General features: G+C 61.4%; 15 protein-coding genes. 5 read left to right on the top strand and 10 right to left on the bottom strand.

From position 1 onward, the window contains the following. Nucleotides 1–51: 51 nt before the first annotated feature. A complete protein-coding gene (locus tag KPG71_RS11230) occupies nucleotides 52–1,956 on the top strand; it encodes a cache domain-containing protein (protein ID WP_216338164.1) in 1,905 nt (634 codons plus the stop codon). A gap of 5 nt (nucleotides 1,957–1,961) precedes the next feature. Here the strand turns inward: KPG71_RS11230 and gyrB are convergent, their stop codons facing one another. The 9 genes from gyrB to mutM all read right to left on the bottom strand — a co-directional run bounded on the left by gyrB (nucleotide 1,962) and on the right by mutM (nucleotide 12,196). Further along, on the bottom strand, nucleotides 1,962–4,379 hold the full coding sequence (gyrB, locus tag KPG71_RS11225) for a DNA topoisomerase (ATP-hydrolyzing) subunit B (protein WP_216338163.1): 2,418 nt from the start codon (nucleotides 4,377–4,379) through the stop codon (nucleotides 1,962–1,964). Between the two features lie 183 nt (nucleotides 4,380–4,562). Then, entirely contained in the window at nucleotides 4,563–5,183 is a 621-nt protein-coding gene (locus KPG71_RS11220; protein WP_216338162.1) for a LysE family translocator, read from the bottom strand. Continuing rightward, the gene (locus KPG71_RS11215; RefSeq protein WP_216338161.1) at nucleotides 5,180–5,611 is read right to left on the bottom strand and encodes a VOC family protein; all 432 of its coding nucleotides are present in this window, start codon (nucleotides 5,609–5,611) and stop codon (nucleotides 5,180–5,182) included. The genes KPG71_RS11220 and KPG71_RS11215 overlap by 4 nt, the downstream gene beginning before the upstream one ends. Then, a complete protein-coding gene (gene recF, locus KPG71_RS11210; RefSeq protein WP_216338160.1) occupies nucleotides 5,608–6,720 on the bottom strand; it encodes a DNA replication/repair protein RecF in 1,113 nt (370 codons plus the stop codon). The genes KPG71_RS11215 and recF overlap by 4 nt, the downstream gene beginning before the upstream one ends. A 59-nt stretch (nucleotides 6,721–6,779) precedes the next feature. Further along, the gene (gene dnaN / locus KPG71_RS11205; RefSeq protein WP_216338159.1) at nucleotides 6,780–7,898 is read right to left on the bottom strand and encodes a DNA polymerase III subunit beta; all 1,119 of its coding nucleotides are present in this window, start codon (nucleotides 7,896–7,898) and stop codon (nucleotides 6,780–6,782) included. A gap of 174 nt (nucleotides 7,899–8,072) precedes the next feature. Then, nucleotides 8,073–9,461 (bottom strand): chromosomal replication initiator protein DnaA, encoded by a 1,389-nt coding sequence (dnaA, locus tag KPG71_RS11200; RefSeq protein ID WP_216338158.1) that lies wholly within the window; start codon nucleotides 9,459–9,461, stop codon nucleotides 8,073–8,075. Between the two features lie 487 nt (nucleotides 9,462–9,948). Next, nucleotides 9,949–10,212 (bottom strand): 30S ribosomal protein S20, encoded by a 264-nt coding sequence (gene rpsT / locus KPG71_RS11195; protein WP_216338349.1) that lies wholly within the window; start codon nucleotides 10,210–10,212, stop codon nucleotides 9,949–9,951. Nucleotides 10,213–10,502: 290 nt separating this feature from the next. Next, nucleotides 10,503–11,279, bottom strand: a complete 777-nt coding sequence (locus KPG71_RS11190; RefSeq protein WP_216338157.1) for an enoyl-CoA hydratase — start codon at nucleotides 11,277–11,279, stop codon at nucleotides 10,503–10,505. Between the two features lie 65 nt (nucleotides 11,280–11,344). Further along, complete coding sequence (gene mutM, locus KPG71_RS11185; RefSeq protein ID WP_216338156.1) at nucleotides 11,345–12,196, bottom strand: bifunctional DNA-formamidopyrimidine glycosylase/DNA-(apurinic or apyrimidinic site) lyase; 852 nt, start codon at nucleotides 12,194–12,196, stop codon at nucleotides 11,345–11,347. A 95-nt stretch (nucleotides 12,197–12,291) separates the two neighbouring features. Between mutM and ubiE the strand changes: the two genes are divergently transcribed. The 4 genes from ubiE to KPG71_RS11165 all read left to right on the top strand — a co-directional run bounded on the left by ubiE (nucleotide 12,292) and on the right by KPG71_RS11165 (nucleotide 17,503). Continuing rightward, entirely contained in the window at nucleotides 12,292–13,035 is a 744-nt protein-coding gene (ubiE, locus tag KPG71_RS11180) for a bifunctional demethylmenaquinone methyltransferase/2-methoxy-6-polyprenyl-1,4-benzoquinol methylase UbiE (RefSeq protein WP_216338155.1), read from the top strand. Nucleotide 13,036: 1 nt separating this feature from the next. Then, complete coding sequence (gene ubiB / locus KPG71_RS11175; protein ID WP_216338154.1) at nucleotides 13,037–14,569, top strand: 2-polyprenylphenol 6-hydroxylase; 1,533 nt, start codon at nucleotides 13,037–13,039, stop codon at nucleotides 14,567–14,569. Nucleotides 14,570–14,696: 127 nt separating this feature from the next. Then, nucleotides 14,697–16,817, top strand: a complete 2,121-nt coding sequence (locus KPG71_RS11170) for a YjbH domain-containing protein (RefSeq protein ID WP_367397346.1) — start codon at nucleotides 14,697–14,699, stop codon at nucleotides 16,815–16,817. Then, a complete protein-coding gene (locus KPG71_RS11165) occupies nucleotides 16,814–17,503 on the top strand; it encodes a YjbF family lipoprotein (protein WP_253196203.1) in 690 nt (229 codons plus the stop codon). Before KPG71_RS11170 ends, KPG71_RS11165 begins: the two co-directional genes overlap by 4 nt. A gap of 82 nt (nucleotides 17,504–17,585) precedes the next feature. Here the strand turns inward: KPG71_RS11165 and KPG71_RS11160 are convergent, their stop codons facing one another. Then, nucleotides 17,586–17,840, bottom strand: coding sequence for a hypothetical protein (locus KPG71_RS11160; protein WP_216338152.1), 255 nt, complete (start codon nucleotides 17,838–17,840; stop codon nucleotides 17,586–17,588). Nucleotides 17,841–17,979: the final 139 nt, after the last annotated feature.

The raw sequence follows: 17,979 nt of genomic DNA, 5'->3' as shown, positions 1-17,979 counted from the left end.
ACCCTGTTATCCTCGGTGCGCATTCGCCTTCTTGTGATTGCCCTCCTGCCCATGCTTGTGCTGCTTCCGCTTTTGCTGGGCGGGTCGATGTTGCGGTGGGCCGGTAAGATCGACGAGATACTGATTACCAAAGTAAACGGCGACCTGACGATTGCCGATCAATACTTGCAGAGGTTGCTTGAAAACTCGGGCGAGCGTCTTGCCGGGTTTGCAAACTCCGTGGCGTTGCGTGACGCGATGGAGAACGACAGCGCCCGAGAGGCCCTGTTGGACGAGCAGCGCGAGAAGCTGGAGCTGGATTTTCTTTACGTTACAGACGGCAAGGATAGCCCCAAAGGTTTCTCGCCCGCGAACTGGCCCGTGATCGCAACGGCGCTTGATGGACGCTGGCGCAGTGCGGTCGACATCCTGCGTCCTGCCGAACTGGAGTTACTTGCGCCCGGCCTGTCCGAGAAAGCCGCGATCACATTGGTCGACACACGCGCAGCAGTACCAACGGATCGCACCGTTGAAGATCGCGGCATGATCATCCACTCCGCCGCGCCGATCCGTCTGTCTGATGGGCAGACCGGCGCATTGGTCGGCGGGCGTTTGCTAAACCGGAACCTCGATTTCATCGATACGATCAATGCCCTGGTTTATCGTGAACAAAGCTTGCCGGACGGCAGCCAGGGGACGGCAACGCTGTTTCTCGATGACGTGCGGGTTTCGACCAATGTGCGGCTTTTCGAAAACGTCCGCGCGCTCGGCACCCGCGTGTCTGCCGCGGTGCGCAAACGGGTTCTGGGAGACGGGCAGGTTTGGCTGGACCGAGCTTTCGTCGTCAACGACTGGTACATTTCGGCATATGAGCCGATTGTCGACAGCCACGGCGCACGGGTGGGAATGCTCTATGTCGGGTTTCTCGAAGCACCATTCCGGGCAGCGAAGGTCAATTCTGTTCTGACCATCACCTTGCTGTTTCTGCTGATCACCATCCTTTCGGTTCCTCTCTTCCTGCGATGGGCAGGCCATATTTTCCGGCCGCTCGAAAAGATGACGCAGACCATTGCCAAGGTCGAGGCCGGCGATATGAACGCGCGAAACCTGCCCGCCGGAGACAGCGGCGAGATCGCACAAGTCGCCAGCCATCTCGACACGCTTCTGGACCGAATCCAGGAACGGGATCGCCAGCTTCGGGAATGGGCGGAAAGCCTTGAACAAAAGGTCGACGAGCGCACCCGCGACCTGAGCGAAGCCAACCGCAAGCTGGAAGAAACGACCGAGCAACTGATCATGTCCGAAAAGCTGGCCGCCGTGGGCGAGATCACGGCCAGCGTCGCACATGAGATCAACAATCCCATTGCGGTGATTCAGGGCAATCTGGAAGTTGCCCGAGGCCTGCTGAATGAAGAAGCCGAAAAGGTTTCAACCGAGTTCCGGCTGATCGACGATCAGGTCTACAGGATCAGCGCCATCGTTTCGAAGCTTCTGCAATTCGCCAAACCCGAGGAGTTCTCGGGGGCGACCAACGTCATTTCACCCGCCGATGTGGTCAAGGATTGTCTGGTGCTGACCCGTCACCAGATCGAGGCGGCAGGGGTATCCATCGTCACGCATCTGGACAGCGATCTACAGGTACGCATATCGCGGACAGAATTGCAGCAAGTTCTGGTCAATCTCATTCTGAACGGGATTCAGGCGATGCCGCAGGGCGGAACGCTGACCATCCGCGTCCGCGATGCGCAGGGCAATGTGGCGATAGATGTGCAGGACACAGGCCACGGCATTCCTGCCGATGTCCTGAAACGTATCTTCGATCCCTTCTACACAACGAAACAGGCCGAAGGCACCGGGCTGGGCCTGTCGATCAGCCAGAAACTGGTAACCCGCGCCGGCGGCACACTTGGCGTACAATCCGAACCCGGCGCGGGCAGTGTTTTTCTGATCACCCTGCCCGCTGTCGCATCCGAATAGCTTGTTCAGAAGTCCAAGTTTTCCACGTTCAGGGCATTTTGCTGAATGAATTCGCGGCGCGGCTCGACCACGTCACCCATCAGTTTGGTGAACAGATCGTCGGCCTCGGCCACATCGTCGATCTTGACCTGCAACAACGTGCGCGCCTCGGGGTCGAGCGTGGTTTCCCACAACTGACCGGGATTCATTTCGCCCAAGCCCTTGTAACGCTGCAATTGCAGGCCCTTCTCGCCTTCTTTCAGGATGGCATCCAGCAGATCGAGCGGCCCATAGATATTCTGCACCCTGTCTTTGCGCACCAATGTCGCCGGATGCGTATAGATATCGCGCAACCCCTGTGTCAGTTGCCCTAGGCGGCGCGCCTCGCCCCCGCGCAAGACGGGGCCGTCCAACGTGCGCATTTCCTCGACCCCGCGCACGATGCGGGTCAGGCGGATGCCGTGATCCTGTGTCGGGCGGCCTTGCCAGCCGCGTTCGTATTCCAGCGCGATCAGGTCCAGCCGTTCGGCCACAGTATCGGCCACGCCTTGCAGATCGGAATCGACACGTCCCGGCAGGAACGCCTCGGCAATCGCGGCCTGTTCCAGAATGTGACGCGGGTAATGCGTGGGAAAGGCTTCGAGGATACGTTTGGTCTGACGGGCCTCTTCGACCACGCGGACCAGATCCTGCCCGATGATCTCTTCGCCCGAACCAAGGCGCAAAACCGCATCATCGGTGCCTTGCTGGATCAGGTAATCCTCGAGCGCCGGTTCATCTTTCAGATAAACTTCCGACTTGCCGCGCGACACTTTGTATAGCGGCGGTTGCGCGATGTAGAGATACCCGTTTTCGATCAGTTCGGGCATCTGACGATAGAAGAACGTCAACAACAGCGTCCGAATATGCGCGCCGTCCACGTCGGCATCGGTCATGATGACGATCTTGTGGTAGCGCAGTTTCGACAGATTGAACTCGTCCCGCCCGATCCCGGTGCCAAGCGCCATTACGAGATTGCCGATTTCCTGGCTGCCGAGCATCCGGTCAAATCGTGCGCGCTCGACGTTCAGGATCTTACCGCGCAGCGGCAGAACGGCCTGCGTTCCCCGGTCCCGGCCCGTTTGGGCAGAGCCCCCGGCGCTGTCACCCTCGACAAGGAAAAGTTCCGTCTTGGAGGGGTCTTTTTCGGAGCAATCCTTGAGCTTGCCAGCCAGATAATTGACATCCATCGCGGTTTTACGGCGAGTCAGTTCGCGGGCTTTTCGCGCTGCTTCACGGGCAAGGGCGGCCTCGATGATCTTGCCGACGATCTGCTTGGCTTCGTTCGGGTTTTCCTCGAACCACTCTGACAGTTTCTCGTTGACCAGACCTTCGACTGCCGGGCGCACCTCGGAACTGACCAGCTTGTCCTTGGTCTGGCTGGAAAACTTGGGATCGGGCACCTTGACCGACAACACGCAGGTCAGACCCTCGCGCGCGTCGTCGCCGGTAAAGTTCACCTTTTCCTTTTTCGCGATTCCGCTTTCCTGTGCGTATTTCTGAATGGTGCGGGTCAACGCGCCGCGGAAGCCGGCCATATGTGTACCGCCGTCACGCTGTGGGATGTTGTTGGTAAAGGGCAGAACGGTTTCGTGATAGCTGTCATTCCACCACATCGCCACTTCGACACCGATATCGTCCCGCTCGCCGGTGATGAAAATCGGATCTTCGATCATCGCCGTCTTGTGACGGTCGAGATACTTCACGAATTCCCTGACGCCACCGTCATAGTGCAAATCGGCCTCAAGTACCTCTTCGGGGCGTTCGTCGCGCAGGATGATGCGCACGCCGGAGTTCAGAAAGGCCAGTTCGCGCAGGCGCTTTTCCAGCGTCTCGAAACTGTAGTCGAGGTTCGAGAACGTATCGGTCGAGGCCATGAAACGCACCTCGGTCCCCTTGCGGCCATCGGCGGGACCGACCTCGCGCAGGTGTTCGGCGGTCTCGCCGCGTTCGAACCGGGCGTAGTGTTCCTTGCCGTTGCGCCAGATGCGCAGTTCCAGCCAATCGGACAGCGCGTTGACCACCGAAACACCGACGCCATGCAGCCCGCCCGAGACCTTGTAGGAGTTCTGGTCGAACTTCCCGCCGGCGTGGAGTTGGGTCATGATGACCTCGGCGGCGGAAACGCCTTCTTCTTCGTGGATTTCGACCGGAATACCGCGGCCGTTGTCGCTGACTGAAATGCTGGAATCGGCATGAATCGTGACGTTCACCGCGTCGGCGTGACCGGCCAGAGCCTCGTCGATGCCGTTGTCGACGACCTCGTAAACCATGTGGTGCAGGCCCGAGCCGTCGTCGGTGTCGCCGATATACATGCCCGGACGTTTGCGGACGGCCTCTAACCCTTTGAGAACCTTGATGGAATCCGCGCCATAATCATCGGGCGACGGTGCTGCTTCGGCCATTCTTTTGTCCCTTCGCACTTTTGTCATTTTATACGATTTTCTGGGGGGGATGTCACGCGTTTACCCCAATATTTAGTGGTGCCGGACCCCCAGATCGGTGGGTCCGCGCGGATCGCCCAAAAGGGCCGGAAACCGCATCGGTAAAACGTCGGTATCGTGTCGGTATTTTGTCGGTGCGAAACGTCAGGTCAGGGCGATGACGACACCCACGACAATCAACAGCCAGCCCGAGATCACATTGGTGCGCCGGATCGCGTTGGGCGAGCTCATGACCCGCCGAATGCGGTCCACGAACAGGGCCAATGAAAGGTTCCCGATCAGCGGGATCAGGAACGACAGGAACACGATCGCGGCAATGTCCGGGGGCGTGATGCGCGACAGGTCGAAGAACCCCGGCAGGACGCCCATGTAGAACAGGATCGCCTTGGGGTTGCCAAGGATCGCCGCCAGACCGGCCATGAACCCCGCCCATGTGCCGGGCCGGGTCAGGCGGCTGTCGGCAGCGATGGAGCGGTCGGCATTACGGACCAGTAAAATACCCATGCCGACGAACATCAGGACCGCCACAATCCGCAGCGCCAGCATGAAGCCGGAAAACACCGACACGATCCAGGTGACGCCGAGAATGGCGAGGAACGGCCAGAGCACATCGCCCACCACCACGCCAAGCGCCAAGGGCCACGCGGCGTTAAACCCGCCCGACATGGAGCGCGCCAGCATGGCGAGCCACACCGGGCCGGGTGTCAGGAACAACACGAGCAAAGCGCCCGCATAAAGCGCGAGATCGGAAAGAGAGAGAGTCATTCGCCCACCGGCAGGGTCAAAGAGCCATCATCGGCCAGAGGCCAGAAGGGGTTCATCGCCACCTCCCAAACATGACCATCGGGATCGGCGTAATAGCCGGAATATCCGCCCCAGAACACCTTTTCCGGGCGCTTGAGTGCCGTGGCGCCTGCCGACATCGCAAGTTCAAAGGCGGTATCCACCTCGGCCTCGGTGCTGAAGTTCTGCGCGAGTGTCATCGCACCCGTGCCGAGGCTGGCATCGGGGCGGCCCTGATCGGCGGCAAGGGCCTGAAGCCCGAACAGCCCCAGCACCAAACCGTTCATCTGATAGAAGCTGATGCCATCCGCTTCCTCTGCCGGGGACCAGCCAAGGGCGGCATAAAACGCCCGTGCACGAGGCAGATCGCGCACACCAAGCGTGATGAGGGTCACACGTTGCGGTGTCATTGCAGGGGCCTTTCGCTGATCTGGCTGATGCCGTCGGTTTCCGTCACCTCGACACTTTGCGCGCGATCACCCAGTTCGGCAAACAATTCCGGGCCGGTGCCCGTCATCCATGCCTGCGCGCCAATAGCGCATATTTCGTCGTACAACGCGGCACGGCGACTGGCGTCCAGATGGGCCGCGACCTCATCCAGCAACAAGAGCGGCGGCGCACCGAAATCGCGGGCCAGTGCGCGGGCATTGGCAAGGATCAGGGACACCAGAAGCGCCTTCTGCTCGCCCGTCGAACAATCCCGCGCCGGAACGCCCTTGGCCGCATAGACACCATAGAGATCGGCCCGGTGCGGCCCGACCAGAGTGCGCCTGGCCGCCAGATCGCGAAACCGGCTTTCGGCGAGGGCATCGGCCAGATCGGCGGGGGTGTCGGGAATGTCGCCCTCGGTTGTTGTCAGTTCGAGGTCGGCGGCAGGAAAGGCGGTTTCGGCCTTGTCCTGCGCTGCACGCAACTGATCGAGCGCATAGAGGCGATTGGCGTGGATCGCGGCGCCGCTTTCGGCCATCTGCCGTTCAAGCGCGATATACCAATGAGCATCGCGCACCTGATCCTTGAGCAACCGGTTGCGTTCGCGCATGGCCTTTTCATAGGTCAGCGTGGCCTCGGCGTGATCGGGCCGGAAACTGAGCGTCATGCGATCCAGAAACCGGCGGCGGCCTTCGGTGCCTTCGATCCACAGCCTGTCCATCGAGGGGATCAGCCACAGAACCCGCGCGATCCGGCCTAGCGCGGTTTGCGAAGCGCTCTTGCCGTCGATCCGAACCTGCCGCGCCGCGCCGTCCTCGGACCACGTTTCGACCTCGTGCACCTGATGCAGGGATTGCAGGAGTCCGGTAACCTTCCACCCCAGGGCCTCGGGGCGGCGGGCCATGTCCTGCGCCGCCGCGCGCCGCAGCCCGCGTCCGGGCGAAAACAGGGACACGGCTTCGAGTATATTGGTCTTGCCTGCGCCGTTCGGGCCGAATATCGCCACGGGCCGCGCATCGAACGTCAGCCGCGCGCCCTTGTGCGAGCGGAAATGCGACAGGGTGAGGTGGGAGAGGTGGAGATCGCCCATCAGCTAGCCCCGTTTTCCTGCAAGAAAGCGGCACGGAATTTTGAAAATTCCGCTCAGCCTCACACCCGCATCGGCATGACGACGTAAACCGCGCTGGTGTCGTTGCCTTCGCGCATCAGGGTGGGATCGCCGGACGAGTTGAACATGAACACGGCGTTTTCACGATCTACCTGGCTGGCGATTTCCTGCAAGTATTTGGCGTTAAATCCGATTTCCAGCCGCTCGTCACCATAGGCGACGGCCAGTTCCTCTTCGGCGGCGCCGCTATCGGGGGCGTTGACGGACAGGATCAGGCGGTCTTCGTCCAATGTCAGCTTCACCGCGCGCGAGCGTTCGGAACTGACGGTCGCCACACGATCCACGGCTTGCGCGAATTCGGCGGCGTCCACCTCGAGCTTGCGGGTGTTGCCCTGCGGGATGACGCGGGTGTAATCGGGGAAGGTGCCGTCGATCACCTTGGAGGTCAGGGTAATGTCGGGCGTGGCGAAACGCACCTTGGTTTCGCTGACCGATACGGCGATCTGCATATCGTCATCGTCCAGAAGTTTACGCAACTCGCCCACGGTTTTACGGGGCACGATCACGCCGGGCATGTCGCCAGCCCCTTCGGGCAGGTCGGCATCGACACGCGCCAGACGGTGGCCATCGGTGGCCACGCAACGCAGCACCTTGCCGCCTTCGGCATCGGCGACGTGCATATAGACTCCGTTCAGATAATAGCGTGTTTCCTCGGTGGAAATGGCGAACTTCGACTTGTCGAACAGGCGGCGCAGAACAGGCGCGGGGGCGCTGAAATTGCTGCTGTATTCCGACGAGGCCATTACCGGAAAGTCCTCTTTCGGCAAGGTGGCGAGGTTGAAGTTCGAGCGCCCGGCCTCGACCGTCAGGCGGCCTGCGGCGCTGTCGTCGGTCAGGGTGACGAGCGCGCCGTCGGGCAGTTTACGCACGATTTCATGCAGGGTTACGGCGCTGACGGTGGTGGCGCCTGCGCGTTCGACCTGCGCCGGGGCCTTGTCGACCACTTCGATATCCAGATCGGTGGCGCGGAAATGCACGGCATCGCCTTCGGCCTCGATCAGGACGTTGGCAAGGATCGGAATGGTGTTGCGCCGCTCGACGACAGATTGCGCCTGCGACACGGCCTTGAGCAGCGTCCCGCGTTCGATGCTGAGTTTCATGCCCTTGCTCCCTGAACCTGAATAGGTGCCGGCCCCGCGCCGGAGGGGCACGTTAGCAACTTCCCCTTGCGGCTCAAGCCTTTTATTGTGTTTTGAGTGCTAAATGCCTGAGCGTCAAGGGCGGCCCCGCATCGAGGCAAGGCCGCTTGTCGCAGTGAACACGGTTTGGGCGCTTCAGCCTTCGAGCGTGCGACGCAGGATTTCCAGATCTTCGGCGATCTGACCGTCCTGGATTTGCAGTTCCTCGATGCGCTTGACCCCGTGCATGACGGTGGTGTGATCCCGGCCCCCGAAGCGGCGGCCGATCTCGGGCAGCGAGCGGCTGGTCATCTGCTTGCACAGGTACATGGCCACCTGACGCGGGCGGGCAAAGGCGCGCAGGCGTTTGGGACCGATCATATCGGACAGGCGGATGTTGTAATGGTCGGCGACCTGGCGCTGGATTTCCTCGACGCTGATCTTGCGCTCGGAGGCGCGCAGCACATCGGCCAGGCAATCCTGCGTCAGTTCGAGCGTGATCTTGTGCCCCACCAGAGAGGCGAAGGCGAAAAGTCGGGTCAGCGCGCCTTCGAGAACGCGGACATTGGTGCTGATGCGGTGAGCGAGGAATTCCAGCACACCATCGGCCATTTCAAGGCCGGGATAGGTTTTGGCGAATTGTTCGGACTTCGATTGCAGGATGCCGAGGCGCAGCTCGTAATCCGTCGGGTGCAGATCGACGACAAGACCGCATTGCAGGCGTGACTTGATCCGCTCTTCGAGGTTGGCAATTTCACCCGGCGCGCGGTCGCCCGAGATGATGATCTGCTTGTTCTGATCGACCAAGGCGTTGAAAGTGTGGAAAAATTCCTCTTGCGTGCTGTCCTTGCCGGCGATGAACTGCACATCATCCACCATCAGAACATCGACCGATCGGAACAGTTCCTTGAAGTCCATCATCTTGCGATCGCGTAGCGCCTGAACGAAACGATACATGAACTGTTCCGCTGACAGATACAGGATGTTCAGGTCAGGGCGTCGGGATTTCAGCTCCCACGCGATGGCGTGCATGAGGTGCGTTTTCCCCAGCCCGACACCACCGTACAAAAAGAGCGGATTGAAGGTTACCGGGCCGCCTTCGGCCACGCGTTTGGCAGCGGCATGCGCCAGCTCGTTGGGCTTGCCAACCACGAAAGTATCGAAGGTGAACCGTTCATCCAACGGTGCGGTGTTCAGCCGATCATCCGAACTGACGGCCCCCGGCCGTGCAGGCGTTTTGGGGTGCTTTTCACCGGACTGGGGCTTTGCGATCACGGGAGCAGAGGTAGGGCTGTGACCGGAATTGGCGGCGGCACTGAATTTCACGCGCCTGATTTGCGGTGCGACCGTGTTCATCTGATACAGGATCAGATCTCCGAAATTCTGAGAGACATAGTTGCCCAGGAAGCTGGTCGGTACGCTGAAAGTGGCCACCCCGTCGGATACTCCGAACAGCTCGAGCGGTTCGATCCAGTTTGTATAATTGTTCTTGCCGACTGTCTTGAGAAGTTCCTGCTTGAGTTGACCCCATTGTTCCTGCGTCATTCGTTCCCGTCCCGCGCTTTGTCACTTCATATTTGCCCCGCGCATAATGAGCACGGGTTGTCGCGTTTCTGCACGAGGGTGAATTTGGAACAAAAGATACCTGCCGTCGCGAAAGGCAACGGATGCCAAGCCCTGTCCCGAGCCCAAATTCCCAATAAACGTGACAGCGCACATACCGCAGCCTTTCCCCACTGGCTGCGACATCGTTGTGCACGTCACATGACGTCTAGTGGACAGGGCGCACGACAACTGTGTTGCCTACGCGCCCACTGGCGTCCGTGGCCGTACCGGTCATGGCCGCCGCTTGTCCCCCCAAGCGTGAATCGCAAGCTGAAGCTAGCAAGTTGCCATGCTAGGCGGCAACTGATCTTCGCGCTTGACATGACGTTTCCGTGAAAAGAATCTCCTGGCGCTTTTCCGGGAGCCATAAAAGAAAAAAGCGCCGGTTTGACCGGCGCCTTTGGGATCAATGATTTAGCGTGAAGCCTTAGCCGAGCGCTTTTACACGGGCCGCGAGGCGCGACATTTTGCGCGAGGCGGTATTCTTGTGGAAGACGCCTTTGGTGACGCCGCGCATCAGTTCGGGTTGGGCGGCGCGCAGGGCGGCCTGGGCTACGTCCTTGTCGCCCGAGGCGATTGCCTCTTCGACCTTGCGCAGGTGGGTACGGATGCGCGAACGGCGCGCTTTGTTGACGGCAAGACGGCGTTCGTTCTGGCGAGCGCGTTTCTTGGACTGGGGCGTATTTGCCATTTGAATCAGACCTCTATCAGGTTTGCGTTGTCTAAATAGCGCGTCGCAAACCCACAGGCCGGCATCGTGATTGCCGTAGCTGATTCTGGCCAGAGCGGGCCGCACGCGCATGTATGACGACGCCCTATAGAGAAGTTTTACGGGTTTGCAAAGCCGAATCTGCCCGCCTTGTCCCACGGCGGCACGGCCTTCGGGATCGTACGAAACGTACGAAACACATGCCCGTTTCGTACGAAACGGAAAAGGGCGCGCCGATCAGGCGCGCCCCGTCGTTCCAGACGCCTGCGATCTTACTTGTCGCGGAACTGCGGCTCGCGCTTTTCGACGAAGGCAGACATGCCTTCGGACTGGTCTTCGGTCGCGAAAAGCGAGTGGAAGACGCGGCGTTCGAACAGCAGCCCTTCGCGCAGGGTGGTTTCATAGGAGCGATTGACCGATTCCTTGATCGCCATCGTGGAGATCATGGATTTCTCGGCAATCTTTTCCGCGACGCTGCGGGCTTCTTCCATCAGTTTCTTGACGGGGACCACGCGGCTGACCAGACCGGAGCGTTCGGCCTCGTCCGCGTCCATGAAGCGGCCGGTCAGGTTCATATCCATCGCCTTGGACTTGCCGATGAAACGGGTCAGGCGCTGGCTGCCGCCCAAACCGGCCATGACGCCGAGATTGATTTCGGGCTGGCCGAATTTGGCGGTGTCCGAGGCGATGATGAAATCGCACATCATCGCCAATTCGCACCCACCGCCCAAGGCATAGCCGGATACGGCGGCGACGATGGGTTTGCGGATGCTCATGATGGCATCGCTCTCGGGGCCGAAGAGGTCTTCGGAGAAGACGTCGACGAAGCCCTTTTCGCTCATCATCTTGATGTCGGCACCGGCGGCGAACGCCTTTTCCGAGCCGGTCAGGATGACACAGCGCACCTTGTCATTCGCCTGTGCCTCTTTCAGCGCCTTGCACAGCTCGGTCATGAGCTGGGCGTTCAGGGCATTGAGGGCATCGGGGCGATTGAGTTTGATAAGGGCGACGTGGTCTTCTATTTCGACGATGATCGTCTCATAGGCCATGAAATCTGCTTTCGCTTGTTTCTGTCAGGACGGATTCCTTACCACGGTCTGCGCATTGATCAACCTCATCTTTGGCAGGAGGGACAATAGAAGCTGGACCGCCCCGACTGCACGATGCGGTGAATCGTGTTGGTGCAGCCCGGTGTGCGGCAGGGCTGCCCCTCGCGGTCGTAGACGTCGAAACTGTGTTGAAAATAGCCAAGTTCCCCGTCTGCCTGCCGAAAATCCCGCAAGGACGACCCGCCTGCGCGGATCGCATCGTTCAGCACGTCGCGGATGATCGGCACCAGTGCCGCCGCGCGGGCGCGCGAGATGTTGCGGCTGCGACGTTTTGGCGAGATTCCGGCGCGATAGAGCGTTTCGCACACGTATATATTGCCGAGTCCGGCCACGATTCGCTGATCCAGGAGGGCGGATTTGATCGGCGTGTTGCGGGTTTTCAGGGCGTCGGCCAGATAGGATTCGTCAAAGGCATTGCCCAGGGGTTCCGGCCCCAGTTTGGCCAGAAGGGGGTGCGTGTCGGCGGCGGCGGTATCCATCAGGTCCATCGCCCCGAACCGGCGCGGATCGTTGAAGGTGATGCGCGCGCCATTGTCCATGTCGAACACCACATGATCGTGTTTTTGCGGTGTGGGGTGATCGTGGTGGAATTGCCCCAACGGATCGCCCGACACGGTCATGCGGCCCGACATGCCGAGGTGAATCAGAAGCGATTCCCCACCGGACAGGTCGGCCAGAATGTATTTTGAGCGCCGCCGCAGGGCCGTTACCCGCTGCCCGGTCAGCCGGGCGGCCATGTTTTCGGGGAAGGGCCAGCGCAGATCGGGGCGGTTGACCTGCGCGCTGGCGATCACCGCACCCTCCATCGCGGGGACGAGGCCGCGGCGCACTGTCTCAACCTCGGGCAATTCGGGCATTCGGGCGTCCTGTGGCAAATGGGGCGCATTGTAACCGCCCCCAACCGCCCTATAAGAAGGGCGGTGACACTGAACGGCAAGGCCCCGCTGCGACAATGACCGAGAAAACCACCCATTTCGGATTTCAGGAAGTGCCCGAGGGCGAGAAAGCAGGGCGCGTGCGCGGTGTGTTCGGCTCGGTCGCGTCGAAATACGACGTGATGAACGATGCCATGAGTTTCGGCATTCACCGCATCTGGAAAGACGCGATGATGGACTGGCTGGCGCCGAGACCCGGCCAGCGGCTGCTGGACGTGGCCGGGGGCACGGGCGACATCAGTTTCCGGTTCCTGAATCGCGCGGGCCGCGGCCATGCCACGGTGCTGGACCTGACCGAGCCGATGCTGATCGAGGGGCGCAAGCGCGCCGAGGCCGAGCAGATGGCGGGCAGTCTGGATTGGGTGGTGGGCGACGCGATGGCGCTGCCGTTCGAGGACAAAACCTTTGACGTTTACACGATCAGTTTCGGCATTCGGAACGTTACCCGCCCGCAAGAGGCGCTGAACGAGGCGTTTCGCGTGCTGAAACCCGGCGGGCGGCTGATGGTGCTGGAGTTCAGCCAGATTCCGAACGACCTGATGCAATGGGCCTATGACCTGTATTCGTTCAACATCATCCCGCGCATGGGGCAGGTTATTGCCGGGGACCGGGACAGTTATCAGTACCTGGTCGAATCGATCCGCAAGTTTCCCGATCAGGAGACATTCCTTGGCATGGTGCGCAGCGCCGGGTTCGAGAACGCGAAGTATCGCAATCTGAGCATGGGCATTGCCTGCCTGCATTCGGGCTGGAAGATCTAGGATGCGCGGGCCTCACAACATTCTGCGCCTGATCCGCACCGGCGCCACGCTGGAACGCACGGGCGCGATGGGTGTGGTGATGGATGCGATGGACGCGCCGCCGCTGGTGCGGGGCACGATGCGGTTCCTGGCCTGGCCGTTTCAATGGCTGGGCTATCGCGGCGATCCCAAGATGCCGCCGGCCACCCGTGCGCTGACGGCGCTGGGCCCGGCCTATATCAAGTTCGGGCAGATCCTGTCGACGCGGCCCGATCTGGTGGGCGAGGATCTGGCCACGCAGTTGCGCGTGTTGCAGGACAAGCTGCCGCCCTTCCCTGTGGAGGTTGCCAAGCGGTCGGTCGAGGATCAGTTGGGGCAGCCCGTGGAAGCGGTGTTCGACGAGTTCAGCGCACCGGTGGCGGCGGCCTCCATCGCGCAGGTGCATCGCGCCACGCTGCGCGAAACCGGCGAAGCGGTGGCCGTCAAGGTGCTGCGCCCCGGTATCGAAAAGGCGTTCCGCAAGGACATAGATGCGTTCTATTTCGCGGCGAAGATGATCGAATTCCTGTCGCCCGCCTCGCGCCGGTTGCGCCCGACGGACGTGATTGCGCATTTCGAGGGCGTGGTCATGGGCGAGCTGGATTTGCGGCTGGAGGCGTCTTCGGCCAGCGAATTCGCGGCCAATACATCCGATGACGACGGGTTTGCCCTGCCGCAGATCAACTGGGCGCTGTCGGGGCGCCGGGTGATGACGATGGGTTGGGCCGATGGCGTGCCGCTGGGCGACAATGCGGCGCTGGATGCTGCCGGGCATGACCGTGTGGCGCTGGGCGAGCGGGTCTTGCAACTGTTCCTGAGCCATGCGCTGCGCGACGGGTATTTCCATGCCGACATGCATCAGGGGAACCTGAAGGTCGCGCCCTCGGGCGAGATCATCGCCTATGATTTCGGGATCATGGGGCATATCGACGAATACACCCGCAAGGTCTACGCCGAGATTCTCTATGGCTTCATCAAGCGCGATTACCAGCGCGTGGCCGAGGTGCATTTCGAGGCCGGGTATGTGCCCGCAGACCGTGACGTGGACGAGTTCGCCCGTGCGCTGCGCGCCGTGGGAGAGCCGATTTTCGGCATGGATGCCTCGCATATCTCGATGGGTAACCTGCTGAGCTACCTGTTCGAGGTGACGGAACGGTTCGGGATGGAAACCCGCACCGAACTGATCCTGCTGCAACGCACGATGGTGGTGGTCGAGGGCGTGGCGCGCTCGCTGAGCCCGCAGATCAACATCTGGCAGGTCGCGCGGCCGGTGGTCGAGGCGTATATCCGCAAGAATATCGGGCCGCATGCCGCTGTGCGCGATCTGCAGAAGACGCTGGCGGTGCTGGCGCGCTATGGGCCGCGGCTGCCCGGTATCGTGGAAAACGCGCTGATCCGGCAATCCATGCCCGCGGTGACCCAGCCCTCTGGCGGGCGGTTCGTGCCGTTTTTATGGGCACTGGGCGGGGCGGGCGCCGGAGCCGCCGTGACGCTGGCGGCAATCTGGATCGGCTGATTTTCGCCTGCGGAGTCGCGAAAATGCGACAGGCGATCAGATGTCGTGGAAAACATCTTTAAAGCGAATTGTTGTCCTCCGAACCCGCCGTTAGACTCCTCCGCAATGACAAATGTGGAGTGGTCGCTTGACCCGTTTTTCCAACATCGCCCTGGCCGCCGCCGCAACGCTATGCCCGATATCGGCGGGTGCCGACAATCTGACGACGACCGTGACCAACAGCTATGGGTTACCGGGCGGGCTGATAGATATGCCCACGGCCGAGATGGCGCCCGACGGGCAACTGTCGGCGACAGCGTTCTATTTCGACGGGTTCGGACGCAGCACGCTGAGCTTTCAGATCACACCTTGGCTGAGCGGCAGCTTTCGCTATTCGGGCACCAGGGATTTAACGCCGCAGTTTTCCACCTATTACGACCGCAGTTTCGACCTGAAACTGCGCCTTGTGAAGGAAGGCGCGTACACGCCAGCCGTGGCCATCGGCCTGCAGGATTTTCTGGGCACGGGCCTGCTCGGGGCGGAATACCTTGTCGCCAGCAAATCCTTTGGCGACCGCCTGAAGGTGTCGGGCGGATTCGGCTGGGGGCGGCTGGGGTCGCGCAATAATTTCGACGGGTTCGGCACGCGCGATCCGTTCAGTTTCGCCGGGGTCGGCACGGGTGGCGATGTAGATACATCCAACTGGTTCCGTGGCGATATCGGCGTGTTCGGCGGGTTCACCTATGACATCACGGACAGGCTGACCTTTGCGGCCGAGTATTCGTCGGACGGGTACGATATCGAACAGGCTGCGGGCGTGTTCCGGCGCGGGTCTCCCTATAATTTCGGCCTGACCTACAAATTGACGCCTGACGCCAATCTGCGGGTGTATTCGCTGTATGGTGAAAAGGTCGGCGTGAGCCTGACCTTTGGCCTGAATCCCAAGAACATGCCTGTTCCCGGCGGGATCGAGCAGGCACCGCTGCCGGTGGCCGTGCGCGACCCGGAGGGCGCACGGAATCTTGGATGGGCCACGCAACCCACGGCGCGCAACGCCCTGTCCGAACAGTTGCAGGATATGCTGGCCAAGGATCAGCTTGACCTTGTCGGGCTGGAGCTGAGCGGAACGGCGGCGCATGTGGCGATCAACAATGCCACGTATGACCAGCCGGCACAGGCCCTTGGCCGCACGGCACGGATCATGACGCGCGCGCTGCCCGCCTCGGTCGAGACGTTCCGCATCACCTTTTCCGAAAAGGGCGGAATGCCCGGAACGACCGTCACCTTGCGGCGCAGCGATCTGGAGCGGCTGGAACATGCGCCTGCCGATCAGGCGCTGGCGGCGGCGCGTTTCGATGACAGCCTGCGCTATGGGGGGATGCCCGCGCCCGTTGCCGACCGGTTCCCGCGGTTCAACTGGGCGATCGCACCGTTCACCCGTATCAGCCTTTTCGATCCCGACAATCCGGTGCGTGCCGATGTGGCGCTGCGGTTCGAAGCGCAAGCCGAACTCGGCAAGGGATGGGTCGCGGATGGCGGCACATCGGTCAAACTGTTCGGGAATCTGGACAAGACCACACAGGTCAGCAACTCGCGCCTGCCACGGGTCCGGTCGGATGCCGCGATTTACGCGCGCGAGGATGGGCCGCGGCTGGATTGGCTGACGCTGAGCAAATATCACCGGCTTGCACCCGATATCTTTGCCCGCGCCACGGTTGGCTATCTCGAACAGATGTATGCAGGGGCCTCGGCCGAAGTATTGTGGCGCCCGGTGAACAGTCGTCTGGCCATCGGCGGCGAGGTGAATTACGTGCAGCCGCGCGATTTCGACGGAGGATTCGGGCTGCGCAGCCGCCGCACCGTCAGCGGCACCATCCCCGAATTCAACGGCCATGCCTCGATCTATTACGATTTCGGCAACGGGTTCCACGGGCAGGTGGATGCGGGCCGCTATCTGGCCGGAGACTGGGGCGCGACCATTTCGCTTGACCGTGAATTCGAGAATGGCTGGCGCGTCGGGGCCTTTGCCACGAAAACCGACGTATCGGCACAGGATTTCGGCGAAGGGTCGTTCGACAAGGGGATTCGGATTACCGCACCGGTATCGTGGCTGCTTGGAACGCCGACGCGGCAATCGCCCACGGCGGTTATCCGGTCGCTGACCCGCGACGGGGGCCAGCGGCTGAATGTCAGGGGCCGGTTGTACGACACGGTGCGCCCCTCGCGACAAACCGATATTGCCGACAGCTGGGGCAAGTTCTGGAGATGAGCATGACCTTCCTGACCCGCCTTGGCCTGTTTGGCTGTGTCGCGACGCTGGCCGCCTGTTCCAGCGTGGAGAACCGGCAGAATGTCTTTACCGTCGGCAAGGCGGTGATCGGCCAGCTTTCGGCGAACAAACCGGCCGAACCCGATCCCGATGAAGTGGCTCGCGTGGCGCAGCATGCGCTGACCCACAGCACCGGACCGCTGGCGATCTATCGTCTGGAAGAACGCAAGGCGGTTGCCATAATCAGGCCGATTGCCCGAAACGGAGCCTATCGGACTTGGGCATCCTATGGCAGTTCCGAACGCCGCAGCGTCAGCAGCCGCAATGGCGTTCTGACGGCCACGCGAGGGCTGGGCAATGATCTGATGTCGTCCGACATCGACTCTCTGCTGGCTCTGGTCAGCCACCGGCAGGCCGGCGCGGCATCTATCGAACAGCGCTATCTGGATGGTGAAAACCAGACTGTCACGATCAGGTCGGATTGTACGGTGTCCCGCGGCGAATCGGAGGCGTTCGCGGATGGAACCGGCCGGACGGTACGGGTCACGCGCATGATGGCGCAATGCGATCAGGACGAACGGCGCGTGACGAACAGCTATCTGGTGACGGATGCCGGTGAAATCGTGCAATCGCGCCATTGGGCGGGGCCGACGATGGGGCACAGTGTGGTGCAACGCCTGCGCTGATCCGGGAACATTGCGGCAAACAAGAAACGGGCCCTTGCGGGCCCGTTTCTGTATTCGTAACGGCAGTTTGCGCAGTCGCGGCTCAGCGGCCGCCGGTGGTGGTGACGACAGGCGCATCATCGCTGCCCGAAGCGGCGACCACGCCAACCAGAATGACACCCGCAACGATGGCGGCCGTGGTGCCGGCCCCAACGCCCAAGCCCAGGGACCCCGTGGTTCCTTGCGACGACACGAACGGATCAGCGTTCACGTTGGCGTTTGTTTCTTCAGCGGCAACCGGAGCAGCGGCCGTAACAGCGAGGGCTGCAGCAGCTGCGATTGTCGAAAACTTTTTCATGACACTCTCCAAACCATTTGGACGACAGTTTCACCCCGAGGGGGTCGGGATCACTATGGCATACATGTCCCGGAAAACAACCTTTATTCGCCTTAAACGGGTAACCGGCGAGGCCTTGCGCATATTTGCAACAAGCCCT

Source organism: Roseovarius sp. PS-C2, from assembly GCF_018862045.1.
Classification (GTDB): domain Bacteria; phylum Pseudomonadota; class Alphaproteobacteria; order Rhodobacterales; family Rhodobacteraceae; genus Roseovarius.
This window is presented reverse-complemented; position numbering and strand designations above follow the sequence as displayed.